Source organism: Algibacter miyuki (assembly GCF_030409805.1).
Lineage (GTDB): Bacteria > Bacteroidota > Bacteroidia > Flavobacteriales > Flavobacteriaceae > Algibacter > Algibacter miyuki.
Genome location: NZ_JAUFQP010000007.1, coordinates 424849 through 439568 on the forward strand (window position 1 = coordinate 424849; position 14720 = coordinate 439568).

The following is a 14720-nucleotide window of genomic DNA, read 5'->3' on the forward strand; positions in this document are numbered from 1 at the left end:
AACGTTTTTTTTATTAGAAAAAACGGTGTGTTTTGAATTAAAACCTGGTGTTAGCGGATAAACCCGCGTTAGGGATTGAGGCTTTGTTGAAGCTCTTTTTGTGTTGTTGCACCTATGCAACACAAAAAAGCGACTGCTGAAAGCCCGACCCTTGTGGTAACGCCCAAATTAATGAATTGAAAAAAATGAGTAAAAAGATTCTGGGACGCCACGATGTTGTGGATTTCCCGAAATTAGGTTTGTTTAATATTGATGTGAAAATGGATACGGGCGCCTATACTTCGGCCATCCATTGTTCGGATATTATCGAAGAAAATGATACGTTACGTTGTATTTTTAATAGCCATTCTCACGAGAATTTTGGCAAAACAGAGATTGTTTTCGACCAATTTTGGCGCACGAACGTAAAAAGCAGTAACGGAAATAAGGAAAATAGATATAAAGTGAAATCGGACGTGGTATTTTTTGGTAAAACGTATAGGATTAACTTAACTTTAAGCACGAGAAGCGATATGAAATTTCCAGTCTTGATTGGCAGGCAGTTTTTGAAGCAAAAATTCATGGTTGATGTGGATTTAGAAAACGTTTCTTTTAAATTGAAAAAATAATGAACATAGTAATTTTATCAAGAAATGCGCAATTGTATTCTACTGATCGTTTGGTTGAAGAAGGCGAAAAAAGAGGCCACAAAATTGAGGTGATTGACCCCTTGAAATGTGACCTTATTATTGAAAAACAGAAGCCAACCATTTTTTATAAGGATCGATATTTAGATTATGTAGATGCGATTATCCCTAGAATTGGGACGTCGGTTACGTTTTTTGGATGTGCTGTGGTACGTCAATTTGAAATGATGGGCGTTTTTACAACGGTAACTTCTGATGCGATTATCCGTTCGCGCGATAAATTACGTAGTTTTCAACGTTTATCAAAAGCAGGAATTGGGATGCCTAAAACAGTATTTACTAATTATTCTCGTGATGTGGAACGTGTGATTAAACATGTTGGCGGAACACCTGTCATTATTAAACTTTTAGAAGGCACACAAGGTCTAGGAGTGGTTTTGGCAGAGTCTAAAAATGCTGCAGAATCTGTTTTAGAAGCTTTTAATGGTTTGCAAGCTCGCGCTTTGGTTCAGGAATATATTGCTGAGGCTAAAGGTGCAGATTTACGTGCTTTAGTTGTGGATGGCCAAGTGGTTGGAGCCATGAAACGCCAAGGTAAAGAAGGTGAGTTCCGCTCGAATTTACACCGTGGTGGATCGGCTGAAATTGTAAAACTTAATCACGAAGAATTAACGGTTGCCATGAATGCTGCGAAAGCATTAGAGCTTCCTGTTTGTGGGGTTGATATGTTACAATCGGCTCGTGGACCTCTACTTTTAGAAGTGAATTCTACACCTGGTTTAGAAGGTATAGAAGGTGCTACTGGCAGAAATATTGCTAAAAATATTATTGTATTTATTGAGAAAAACACAAAATAAATGCCAGAATTACGCAACAACATTTTAACGATTTTAGGTGAAGATATTAAACCCGGAGAAAGCCGAGAGGTTAATTTTGATGTGGCTAATTTGCACACATCAACCCCTGTAAATGTGCCCGTTATTATTGAACGCGCAAAAAAACCTGGACCAACTGTACTTTTTACAGCCGGTATCCATGGCGACGAGGTTAATGGTGTTGAAATTGTACGTCAACTTATTGCAAAAGGAATTAACAAACCGAAAGCAGGCACGGTAATTTGTATTCCGGTAATTAATGTTTTTGGGTTTATAAACTTAAAACGTGAATTTCCTGATGGCCGCGATTTAAACCGTGTATTCCCAGGGAGCCCTTCGGGATCTTTGGCAGCTCGTGTAGCCTTTAAATTGGTGAATGAGATTATTCCGTTTGTGGATATTATTTTAGATTTTCATACCGGCGGATCTGGCCGGTTTAATGCACCTCAATTACGTTACGTAAAGGACGACATAAAACTTAACGACTTAGCAAAAGCTTTTAATGCACCGTTTGTGTTGTATTCTAAAAACTTATCGAAATCGTTTAGAACCACGTGCTATAAATTGGACAAACCTTTATTACTTTTTGAAGGTGGTAAATCGAATCATATTGATGAGGCGGTTACCAATTCTGGTGTGAATGGTAGTAAACGCGTTTTAAAACATTTAGGCATGTTAGCCACACATTTTAAAACTTCGAACCCGAAAAAACCTACTATTTTTATTGAAGATAGCAAATGGCAGCGCGCCAAACTTTCGGGTATGTTTAAGGCTGAAGTCCCTATAGGATCTTACGTGAATAAGCGTGATGTACTAGGAAACATTACCGATCCGTATGGAAAGTTCACCCACTTGGTGAAAGCCCCAAATTCAGGATATATTATTAATGTAAACGAATCGCCGATTGTATATCAAGGCGATGCTTTATTTCATATTTCGGCACGTTTGCAACATTAAATTTGCGAACCTTTTATAACCACTTCGGACAACCTCAACATGACGAAAAACGATTTACGAAAAACATATAAAACCCTTAGAAGCAACTTATCGGCCCACGAAATGGACGATTATAGTTTAGCGATTGCCAATCAGCTTTTAAAATTGCCGGTTTGGGAATATTCGTTTTATCATGTTTTTCTTGCTATTACAGAACAAAAGGAGATTAACACCGATTATATTTTGAATATTTTATCGGGAAAGGATAAGAACGTTTTAATTTCTAAAAGTGATTTTAAAACAGGAGGTATGACGCATTTTTTACTCACCGATAATACACCTATTAAGAAAAACAAATACAATATTCCGGAACCTGTTGATGGTATTGAAATTGCCGACAATAAAGTTGATGTTGTTTTTATTCCGCTTTTAGCTTTTGATAAAACAGGAAACCGCGTGGGCTATGGCAAAGGTTTTTACGATCGCTTTTTAGCGAAATGCAAACCTGAAACCATTAAAATAGGTTTATCTTTTTTTGAAGCTGAAAACGAAATTACCGATGTTTTTGATACAGATGTAAAACTGGATTTTTGCGTAACACCTGAGCAGATTTATAAATTTAGAGATTAAAACTCTATAACTTGATAATTAACTTTTAGCAAATGCCTTTTTATTAAATACAATAAGCATTAAGAAACCGGTGCTAATAGCCATATCAGCAACATTAAAAACGGGTTCGAAGAAATTGAAACGTTTTCCACCATACATTGGAAGCCACTGTGGTAAATCTATTTCGAATAAAGGAAAGTAAAGCATATCGACTACTTTACCATGCAATAAGCTATCGTATCCGCCTGCTTCTGGTAAAAATGTAGCCACTTGGCTCATACTATCCTCAAACAGCACCCCGTAAAATACCGAATCGATAATGTTTCCTAATGCACCAGCAAAAATTAAAGCAATGGCTGCAATTAAAATTTTAGAACTGCCTTTTTTTGTAGCATCTACCAACCAATAACCAATTCCGAAAATAGCGACAACTCGAAATAGCGTTAAGGCTATTTTGGCCGTTCTATCATCTATAAAAGACACAAAATCACTAATTTTTGTACCCCAAGCCATACCATCATTTTCAATAAAATATATTTTAAACCAACTAAAAACCTCCACATTTTCATGAAGAGTAAAAGTGGTTTTAATATAAATTTTACTCACCTGGTCGATAAGTAAAATAGAAACAATAAGTGCGATAGATTTTTTTAACGACATTAATATAATGCTAGTTTTGGTTTAAATAAAAACGTCTCGCTTATATAGTCGAGACGTTTTTAATATAAATTTTAAACGGGTTTATTGCATGTTTTTAGCCTCGATACTTAATGTAGCGTGCGGCACCAGCTCTAAACGTTTTTTATTTATCAGTTTTCCTGTAACTCGGCAAATACCGAAAGTTTTATTTTCAATACGGATTAAAGCATTTTTTAAATCACGAATAAACTTTTCTTGACGAATAGCCAATTGCGAGTTAGACTCCTTGCTCATTACAGCACTTCCTTCATCAAAAGCCTTAAATTGAGGCGATGTATCTTCCGTTCCATTATTATGGTCGTTCATATACGCACTTTGAATAAGTGCTAAATCGTGTTGTGCTTTCTTTATTTTTTCGCCTATTAGCACTTTAAATTCTGCTAAATCAGCATCCGAGTATCTTACCGTATTTTCTGCCATAATTTTAGTTTTTTTCTATAAATAATTTAGTATTTACTTCATCGAAAGCAATTTCTATACCATCTTCTAGTTTATCAACAATTTTTAATTCGTTCGTTAATGTTTCCGACTTAATATACGCGAGATTAGCTTCTACAGCCTTCACAATATGCTCGTCGGATTGGAACGTTACGGTAATACGATCTGTAACTTCAAAACCAGAATCTTTACGTAAGTTTTGTATGCGATTTATCAACTCTCTCGCCACACCTTCTTTGCGTAAATCTTCGGTAATTGTTACATCTAAAGCCACTGTTAAAGCGCCTTCGTTTGCAACCAACCAACCTTCGATATCTTGTGATGTAATCTCTACATCTCCACGCTCTAAGGTAATATTTTTACCATTAACTTCGACGTCTAAAATACCATTTTGCTCAATATTTTTTATATCATTGGCACTGAAGTTATTAACGAGTTGCGCAATAGCTTTCATGTCTTTTCCAAAACGCGGCCCAAGGACTTTAAAATTTGGTTTTATTTGTTTTACTAAAATATCAGAAGCATCTTCTAAAACTTCAACCTCTTTCACATTAACCTCCGATTTTATAAGGTCTGCAACAGCTAAAATTTCATTTTTCTGCGATTCACTATCAATAGGAATCATTATTTTTTGTAAAGGTTGTCTTACTTTAATTTTTTCTTTAGCACGTAAAGACAGTACTAATGATGAAATAATTTGAGCACTTTCCATCTTGTTCTCTAGAGACTTATCAACAAAATTTTCATCAAATACTGGAAAAGTTGATAGATGTACACTCTCAAAAGATTCTTTTTTGGTAACTGAATTTAAATCTAAATACAGTTTATCCATAAAGAATGGTGCAATTGGCGCTCCTAATTTAGCGATAGTTTCCATACACGTATAAAGTGTTTGGTAAGCTGAAATTTTATCTTGTTGATAATCGCCTTTCCAGAAACGTCTTCTACTTAAACGTACAAACCAGTTACTTACGTAATCTTGCGTGAAATCTGAAATAGCACGAGCTGCTTTTGTAGGTTCGTAATCGGCATAAAACGCATCTACTTTCTGAATTAATGTATGTAATTCTGAAAGAATCCATCGATCAATTTCAGGACGTTCGTTTAATGGCACATCGGCTTCGCTATAGTTGAAATTATCTAAATTAGCATATAACTGAAAGAATGAATAGGTGTTGTAAAGTGTTCCGAAGAATTTACGTTTTACTTCCTCTATACCTTCTAAATCGAATTTTAAATTATCCCACGGATTTGCATTAGCAATCATGTACCAACGTGTAGCATCGGCACCATATGTTCCTAAAGTTTCAAAAGGGTCTACGGCGTTACCTAAACGCTTAGACATTTTTTGTCCGTTTTTGTCTAGTACCAATCCGTTAGACACTACGTTTTTGTATGCTACAGAATCGAAAACCATGGTTGCGATGGCGTGAAGGGTATAAAACCATCCACGTGTTTGGTCGACACCTTCTGCAATAAAATCTGCTGGAAACGATTTGTTTTCGTCAATTTTCTCTTTATTTTCAAACGGATAATGCCATTGTGCATAAGGCATAGAACCAGAATCGAACCAAACATCAATTAAATCGCTTTCGCGTTTCATGGGTTGTCCGTTTGCTGAAACTAAAGTAATTTCGTCAACTATATTTTTATGTAAATCTATTTTTGCGTAGTTTTCTTCGGAATTGTTTCCAACTTCAAACTCTTCAAAAATATCTTTTGCCAGTACACCTGCTGCAACTGCTTTTTGCATTTCTGCTTTAAGTTCTTCAACAGAACCTATACAAATTTCCTCTTTACCATCTTCTGTTCTCCAGATTGGTAAAGGAATTCCCCAATAACGTGAACGCGATAAATTCCAGTCGTTTGCATTTGCTAACCAATTTCCAAAACGCCCTTCTCCAGTCGATTTTGGCTTCCAGTTAATACCTGTATTTAACTCGTGCATGCGCCCTTTAATATCGGTTACTTTAATAAACCAAGAATCTAAAGGGTAATATAGAATTGGTTTATCGGTACGCCAGCAATGTGGGTAACTGTGCTTATATTTTTCAACCTTAAAGGCCTTGTTTTCATTTTTCAATTTAAGAGCTAATCTCTCATCGACACTCAAATAGCTTTTTAAATCAGCAATAACTGGTTTTAATTTCTCTTGTTGTTTTGCCAATTCTACAATAAGATCTTCTTCACTTAAATATTCAGATTTCACATATTCTTCTGAAAAACCATAAATATCATCTTTAATTTCGGGTCTAAAACGACCTTGTAAATCTACAAGTGGTACTAAGTTATCGTTTTCATCTTTCACCAACATTGGCGGAATTTCAGGCACAGCTTGTTTTGCCACCAAGGCATCATCAGCTCCAAAAGTTGGGGCCGTATGTACAATTCCGGTTCCATCTTCTGTGGTTACAAAATCTCCTGCAATAATTCTAAAAGCATTTTCAGGATTATCGTTTGGCAAGGCGTATGGCAATAATTGTTCGTATTTAATACCAACTAGATCTTTACCTATGAATTCTTTTACTACGAAATATGGAATTTTTTTATCACCATCTTTATATTCTAAAAGTGCTGATTTTTCTTCAACTCTTTTAAATTTTCCGTCAAATTGTTTGTTAACCAAAGCTTTTGCCAAAATAACATTCATAGGTTTGAATGTGTATTGGTTATATGTTTCAACTAAAACATAATCTATTTTTGGCCCTACGGTTAACGCCGTATTAGACGGTAATGTCCAAGGTGTAGTAGTCCATGCTGTGAAATGGATATCGCCTTCGTTTTGTAAAAAATCTGGCAATGTGCTTTCTACGGCTTTAAACTGAGCAACAATAGTTGTATCGGTTACATCTTGATAGGCTCCAGGTTGATTAACCTCGTGCGAACTTAGACCTGTTCCTGCTTTTGGCGAATACGGTTGAATGGTATAACCTTTATACATGAGGTTTTTGCTGTAAATTTCTTTCAGCAACCACCAAACAGTTTCCATGTATTTTGGTTCGTAAGTTACGTATGGATCGTCCATATCTACCCAATAGCCCATTTTTTGGGTCAGGTCGTTCCAAACATCAGTATAACGCATTACAGCTTTTCGACATGCCGCATTATAATCTTCAACAGAAATGGTTTTACCAATATCTTCTTTGGTTATGCCAAGTTCTTTTTCTACACCTAACTCAATAGGTAAACCGTGGGTATCCCAACCAGCTTTACGCTTAACTTGGTAACCTTTCATGGTTTTGTAACGTGGAAAAATATCTTTTATAGCACGTGCTAAAACATGGTGTACACCTGGCAATCCGTTTGCTGAAGGAGGTCCTTCAAAAAACACAAAAGGCTTATTGCCTTCTCGCGTGGTTACACTTTTTTCAAATATGTTATTTTCTTGCCAGTAGTTTAAGATTTGATCTGCTACGTTTGGCAAGTCAAGTCCTTTATATTCAGGAAATTTAGCGCTCATCTATCAGTAATTCTTATAAGAACGCGAATTTAAGGAATTATACTTAAACCATTAATTTTATAACAAAAAAAAGACTGCATCACAGCAGTCTTTTAAATTTTGATATTGTTTATATATTTAATTTATGATTATTTTTTTATTTACCACATTTTCTGCGTCGGTTCTTAACCAAACTACATAGGCACCTGTTTCTAAATTACTAAACTGAATACCGCTATCTAACTCACTGGCCGACACATTACTCTGCTCGAAAACTATTTGACCTCGCATATTAACCAAAGCCAACTTAGTAACATCTGATGACAGTTTTTTAGCGTAAAATGTTTTGGTATTATTTTGATAATACACAAAATTATCATCTACCAAAACTTCTTGATTACTTAAAGATTGTTGTTCGTCTTGAAATACAATTTCGAATCTTTTATTAAATATACCTTGAGTAGAAGTGAAACGATACGCTGATTCTTGCGTTAAATCGAAATACGTCCCTGTGAGGTTATCTCTTAAATAAACTGCTTGATCGCTATCTAAACTCACTTGTTCTGTGAGTTTGATTTCAAAAGTATAATCGCCCGACGACTTAAAGTTTAATGCCACCGCTTTATCATCTGTGATTGCAGCGTAAGCTTGTATATTCATACTTAAACCATCCAACTCTAAATTTAAATCGTTGTTACTACATTCCTCACATTTAGCATCGTAACCATAATCGAAACCATCTGTAGTATACTCACTAAAACCAAGTAATAATTCTCTTTTAGAAGCTGGCCCAGTTACCGAATTAAACTCTAAGCGTAGCTTTTTCATACTATCGTCTTCTTCCGAAGTACTTTTAGCTACAGTGGTATTTTTTACCGCTTTTCCATTGGCAGATTTCAAGAATGTAGAACCTTCAGAATCTCCTCCGTTAGCATCAGCTTCCTTAACAAATAGACGTTGTCCGTTATTAAACATTATATTTCCGTCTTTAACAATTTCAACAATAAACCCTTGACCAACAGGCAAGTATCTTGTTGGTAATTGAGAACCTGAAACACCACCACCTGTGGTTGCTCCTTCTAATCCTACAAACTGACGCGCACGCACAGAACCTACTTTTGTAATCTGTGCATACCCTCCATTATATTCATTAAGATTGTGAGAACTTCCACTCCATTGTTGCCAAACTTGTATCGGCCCATCAATAACTCCTGCATTATCATCTATAAATGCATGAATATCTAATGCTGATGGATAAGGGTTCCCTAAAAGGAATTCTGTTTTTGAAACCGAAGCTACAGAACCATCGCCTCCTTTGTCTTTTACATCTATTAAAATGGTACCGTTATTTGGTTTTCCTTCAAAAATATATTGCTGTTCTAAACCACCATTACCAGATCCTTTTTGAGTGTACCCAACACCTGATTTTATATCTGTATTAGTAGCTACTTGTGCCCAATCCCAATATGATAATCCGTTGATATAAATATACAACCAATACGTACTTATACTATTACTACCAGTATATCCGGAAGTAAACGCAGGGTTTAATCCAGTATCAAATTTCAACATATCCATTTTGAACACTTCATTATTAGGGTTATTTGTTGATGCATTATTATTAGATAACGTTGTAACACCAGCAGCTCCAACTGGAGACGCCCAATAATTATACCAATACGGATTTGCAGTTCCTTCTTGCCTACGCAGTGTTTTCCCGTTTGCAGAGGTTACTAAATCACTATCCATGGTTTGAATAAGTTGTGAATCGTCCATGAGATCTAACGTTCCATTAAGTTCAAAATACCATGTATTTGCAACTTCGTTATCACCATTTACTTTCAGTGTATTTCCGTCGTTAATTAACAAACCTAAAGTGGTGTGGGACTTTGAGGTGGTAACATCGTTTTGAATATCTACAATAGACCAATCTTTATTATTCACTTCATCTGTAATATCCCAAACATCGCCATGTAACCAAGTTGCTTTGTTCGACCAATCGCCATCAGCAACCGACACATAAGGCATTGGTGCCGTTTGCTCTTGTATTGTTGTAATATTATGTAATGTAAGCGTATTGTTATTGCTAGAAGCGTCGGCAGTTGTTACATTCACAATGTCTGTCATTGGGTAATACCCCTCTAATGTACTCCAAGCGACTTTATCACTAGTTTGTAAATCTTGAATATCTTTAGGTATCACTTTACCAATAACATTGCCGCCGTTATCCCCTATTTCTTGATAAACCATTTGCTGAATCTGCTCATCACTTAGTGCTTTTTGGAATACACGAACCTCATCGATATTGCCTCGAAAGTGACCAAAACTTGGAAGCCTATTTGTTGGGTAATGTCCAATCCTGAAATTTCGATTGGTGTAATCATGTTTTGTCCCATTGAAATTTTTGGTTATTAATTCAGAATTAATCCCAGGATCTGTAACCGTATTTAGTAATCTTCCATTAAGGTAAATTTTCACACTTTCAGTATCCGCATCAAAAACACCCGCAAGATGATACCAAATATCATCTTCCAACGATATACCGAATGAAGGATCAGGTTGTGCTTGATAGTTATTCATTGGATAATTACTAGAAGCCGTAACATCATTTTGTGCCACAATTAAAAATGCAGGCGTACGTCCATTTGTAATATACAAACGCATACTTTCTTGGCCTGCGATACTATACATATTTGGCAAATTCGCCCCCCCATCACTTTTAATTTTAACCCAAGCCATTAAGGTTCCTGAACGCCAGTTTGTAATAAAAGTCTCAGTATCTAAATAATCGTCCACACCATCAAAATCAATGGTTGCATTTGATACAAACGTGGTCATATCATCACGATAATCTAAATCGCCATCAGAAATTAAATCGCCATCAGTATCAGGCAATATGGATAAGTCGGTAGGATCTTCAATATCTTCGTTTACATCTAAAGTAGTATCATTAACACCGTTAGTTTCAAAAGCATCATCAAGACCATCATTATCGGTATCAACATTAGAAATAGCATTAGCTAATCCGTTTTCCAAAATATCTGGAATACCGTCGTCATCAGCATCTGTATCCATAAAATCGGCTACAGTATCTCCATCAGTATCTTCCGGAATTAAACCGCCTGGATAGTTATTATCTAATCCTTGAGCATCATAAGTGTAACTTGGTAAAATATACCCTTTGGTTTTTTGAGCTTCAATATTATCAGGAATACCATCATCATCGGAATCTAAATCTAAGTGATTTGGAATACCATCGGAATCGGAATGAACACCCGCATTATATGATAATTCAAAAATTTGCAATGTGGCGTTAGAATTAGATCCATTATTTTTTGCTACCCTAATCTCCAATTTATCTATTCCGCCAGGGATATTAATTAATGCAGAATTATTTGGTGCATTACTAGAAGAACTATTTGTTCCAATTATAGTTTGATCATAAAATGTTCCGGTAGTTACATTAATATCAGTGATTGTAATAGGTACATTTACACCATTTATAGTAGCCACTAAATCGGCTCTGTCCTGATAATCAAAACCTCCAAATTTAAATTCTAAATCGTAAGCGGTATCTGAAAAATCGAAAGTATAAACAGCTACATCTCCAGCAGGAAAATCGGAGTTTTTAACTTGCAAATTCAAATAATCTCCAGAAATACTACCAATTGATTTAGAACCTACTCCTGAATTCCAAGCTGCACCGCCTTCTAAGGCAAAAGTTAAATCGGCAGAAACACCGCCAAAAGGATATATACCATTAATAGTTCCTGGATTAGACGTGTTATCACTAAACGTTTTTCCTAAGTCGACATAACCCGTAGGCACATACATTTCATCAACATCTAGAATCCCATCATTATCATCATCTACATCACAGCCAAAGCCACACTGTGCGCTTAGTGCAAATGCACATAAAAAAGTGAACAAGGTTAGCAACTGAACCTTTCTAACTAATAATGTTATCCCCATACTACTTAATTTAATTTACTATCCTTTAATCACAAACCGTTCCTAAGTTTGAAATGAAAGTGTTTTACTACTTTTTAATAAAATACAATTGCTGATAATTCAAACAATTAATCCTATTAAAATCTTCTAACAAAAAACGTATAATCTCTTTTTTTTAAAGAGATTATAAAACAATTTACATGAAACACATTTACAATTTTAAAATTCAATTTTTAATAACGTTTGTGCTTTTACATTTCATAAAAAATATAAAAGTTGAGAAAAATTATATAAAACTAGAGCCACCACCATATAGGTTGCAACAAAAAAAACGAACAATTGAAATATACTTGAGGGAAGATAATTTCGATTAAAAAATCAAAAAAAATGTAATTATGTATGAATTACAGTGCAATAATAGTCTAAAAATCAGATTCCACAAATAAAAAACAAACCAAAAGCCTTGTTTTTTTTATTCAAAAACAACTAAAATCCAGCTCCAAACCCCTCAATTTCAGAGATTAAAGCTTCTTAATTTTGATCAATATTATTATAAAAACCACTCAGATAAAAAACAAGACAAACATTTGATTATCAGTAAATTAAAAAACCAACTTCACCCACTCCATAATTCACATATTTTTATAAAATCTAATATTATTTAAACTCTCTTATTTAGACTAAAAAAAGATTTTAGTACGCTATGAGAAACATCGACGAACGACACTCGTTTTTAAAGTAGAGCAATTTTTTTGGTAACCATTGTATTATTTTCAGAATTTAAAGCAACCACATAAACACCTGTTTTTAAACCGTTAAACACAACACCATCTTTCAATTGATTTGATGATAAATTTCCCTGTTGAAAAACAACTTGTCCATTCATATTATATAAAATAAGCTGAGTTTTATTGCTATTTTTAGTTTTGACATAAAGTGTATTGCTGCGACCTACAAATCTTATAGACGCTTCGGTAAATTTATCAATATCGCTACTTAATGAAATAGCACTTATTTGAAATACCATTTCGAATCTATTATTAAAAACACCTGCTTTGGAAGTAAAACTATATGACGCATCTTGCCTTAAATCAAAGTATGTTTGAGTTAAGTTATCTCTTAAATATACCGATTGCCCTTCTCCCAAATTCATTGTTTCGGAAATTTTAATTTCAAACTCATGATCTCCTGAAGACTCAAAATTTAGCGGCACCACTTTATCTTCTGTAATTCCAGCATAGGCCTGTATACTCATTTCCATACCATTCAATACTAAACAAAAATCATCAGCGCTAGTCTCATTACATTCAGCATCATACCCATAATCGTAGGCATCAGAAGTGTAATCACTAAACCCCATTAAAAGCTCCTTTGCAAAAGAACTACCAGATTTAGAATAAAACTCTAATCTAATTTTTTGCATCACACTTCCTTTTGAAGCAACTTGTTTATTTTCCGATTCAAAAAACAAATGACTACTATGTTGCCCAAAACTATTTCCGCAGATAAAGAACAGCAGAATAATAATGTTTAGAGTTGATGCTTTTATCATGGTTGATTAGGTTTAATTTGGTCTAACATAAACAAGACGAACTATTTAACTTATTACAATAGTAATCCAAACATAACCTAAAACCTAAATAAAACACAGATTAAGTACATATTTAAACGATTAAGTGTGTTTTACCGAATAAATAGAAAAACTAAACTTACAAAAAAAAGTATAGATGATAATTTTCAAGCCACTAAACTAGATACGATACTAAATCTTCAATCTTGGAAATTAATTGAATTTTTATAGCTGTATTTTTCAAAGAAATCTTATTGTATTTAGACACAAAAATGCTTGCAAAACCTAACTTTTCCGCTTCCAAAATACGTTGTTCCACACGTTGCACAGGTCTAATTTCACCCGACAATCCCACCTCTGCAGCAAAACAAAAATCTTTTTGCAAAGCCACATCTTCATTAGACGATAAAATGGCTGCCACTACAGCTAAATCAATAGCTGGATCATCAACCGTGATACCTCCTGTAATGTTTAAAAATACATCTTTCGCACCTAAACGAAAGCCTGCTCGTTTTTCTAAAACCGCCAAAAGCATATTTAAACGCTTAGCATTAAACCCCGTAGCACTTCGCTGTGGTGTTCCGTAAACCGCAGTACTCACCAAAGCCTGTACCTCTATCATTAACGGACGCATCCCTTCCAACGTAGCTGCTATGGCATTCCCTGAAAGTTCTTCGTCTTTTTTGGAGATTAAAATTTCAGAAGGATTAGAAACTTCTCGCAAACCTGAGCCTTGCATTTCATAAATCCCCAATTCGTTGGTAGAACCAAAACGGTTTTTATTGGCTCGTAAAATTCTAAAAACATGATTTCTATCGCCTTCAAATTGCAAAACAGTGTCCACCATGTGCTCTAAAATTTTTGGCCCAGCGATATTTCCGTCTTTGGTAATATGCCCAATAAGCAAAACAGGCGTTGCAGTTTCTTTAGCAAATTTAATAAGTTCCGTAGTACATTCTTTGATTTGAGAAATGCTTCCTGAGGAAGACTCAATATAATCACTATGCAAAGTTTGAATAGAATCTATAACTACAATATCGGGCTCTAAAGCTTCAATTTGTTTAAAAATATTCTGGGTTTTAGTTTCGGTTAAAATATAACAATTGTTATTATTAGGGTTAATACGTTCCGCACGCATTTTTATTTGCTTCTGACTTTCTTCACCAGAAACATACAAGGTTTTATATGGTAATTTTAATGAAATTTGAAGCAATAAGGTACTCTTTCCAATTCCAGGCTCACCACCTAAAAGCGTAAGTGATCCAGGCACAATACCACCACCAAGCACACGGTTAAATTCCCCATCAAAAGTATCTAATCGGGGTTCTTTAGAAACATCAATATCTTGAATTCGCAACGGCATAGAAGCACGCTTCGTGGGTGATGTTGGTGTTTTCCAATCGCTTTTTTCGGGTTTTTGAATAACCTCTTCTACAATGGTGTTCCATTCTTTACAAGCATTGCATTGCCCTTGCCATTTTGCGTATTGTGTACCGCAATTTTGACAGAAAAAAGTAGTTTTTACTTTAGCCATGATGTGTTTTTGATTTTGAATACTTTATTTAAATTCATTTGGT

General features: G+C 34.9%; 10 protein-coding genes. 4 read left to right on the forward strand and 6 right to left on the reverse strand.

All coding sequences use genetic code 11. The features are described from left to right. The first annotated feature begins 185 nt into the window (after window positions 1–185). The 4 genes from QWY92_RS04875 to QWY92_RS04890 are packed head-to-tail and all read left to right on the forward strand — an operon-like array spanning window position 186 to window position 3067. Window positions 186–608, forward strand: coding sequence for an ATP-dependent zinc protease family protein (locus QWY92_RS04875; protein ID WP_290268930.1), 423 nt, complete (start codon window positions 186–188; stop codon window positions 606–608). After that, entirely contained in the window at window positions 608–1483 is an 876-nt protein-coding gene (rimK, locus tag QWY92_RS04880) for a 30S ribosomal protein S6--L-glutamate ligase (protein ID WP_290268932.1), read from the forward strand. Before QWY92_RS04875 ends, rimK begins: the two co-directional genes overlap by 1 nt. Next, the gene (locus QWY92_RS04885) at window positions 1484–2458 is read left to right on the forward strand and encodes a succinylglutamate desuccinylase/aspartoacylase family protein (RefSeq protein WP_290268934.1); all 975 of its coding nucleotides are present in this window, start codon (window positions 1484–1486) and stop codon (window positions 2456–2458) included. It begins immediately after the preceding gene. A gap of 39 nt (window positions 2459–2497) precedes the next feature. Beyond that, window positions 2498–3067, forward strand: a complete 570-nt coding sequence (locus QWY92_RS04890) for a 5-formyltetrahydrofolate cyclo-ligase (protein ID WP_290268936.1) — start codon at window positions 2498–2500, stop codon at window positions 3065–3067. An 18-nt stretch (window positions 3068–3085) separates the two neighbouring features. On the opposite strand, the gene QWY92_RS04895 is transcribed toward QWY92_RS04890, so the two are convergent. The 6 genes from QWY92_RS04895 to radA form a co-directional block, all read right to left on the reverse strand. Next, entirely contained in the window at window positions 3086–3706 is a 621-nt protein-coding gene (locus QWY92_RS04895) for a lipoprotein signal peptidase (RefSeq protein WP_290268939.1), read from the reverse strand. Window positions 3707–3787: 81 nt separating this feature from the next. Further along, window positions 3788–4165, reverse strand: a complete 378-nt coding sequence (locus tag QWY92_RS04900; protein WP_290268941.1) for a TraR/DksA family transcriptional regulator — start codon at window positions 4163–4165, stop codon at window positions 3788–3790. Between the two features lie 4 nt (window positions 4166–4169). After that, window positions 4170–7643 carry an isoleucine--tRNA ligase gene (ileS, locus tag QWY92_RS04905; protein ID WP_290268943.1) on the reverse strand — a complete coding sequence of 1158 codons (3474 nt, stop codon included), beginning with the start codon at window positions 7641–7643 and terminating at the stop codon, window positions 4170–4172. A gap of 117 nt (window positions 7644–7760) precedes the next feature. Further along, complete coding sequence (locus tag QWY92_RS04910; protein ID WP_290268945.1) at window positions 7761–11594, reverse strand: LamG domain-containing protein; 3834 nt, start codon at window positions 11592–11594, stop codon at window positions 7761–7763. Window positions 11595–12306: 712 nt separating this feature from the next. Further along, window positions 12307–13125 carry a T9SS type A sorting domain-containing protein gene (locus QWY92_RS04915; protein ID WP_290268947.1) on the reverse strand — a complete coding sequence of 273 codons (819 nt, stop codon included), beginning with the start codon at window positions 13123–13125 and terminating at the stop codon, window positions 12307–12309. 193 nt (window positions 13126–13318) lie between these two features. Then, complete coding sequence (radA, locus tag QWY92_RS04920; RefSeq protein WP_290268949.1) at window positions 13319–14677, reverse strand: DNA repair protein RadA; 1359 nt, start codon at window positions 14675–14677, stop codon at window positions 13319–13321. Between the last annotated feature and the right edge of the window lie 43 nt (window positions 14678–14720).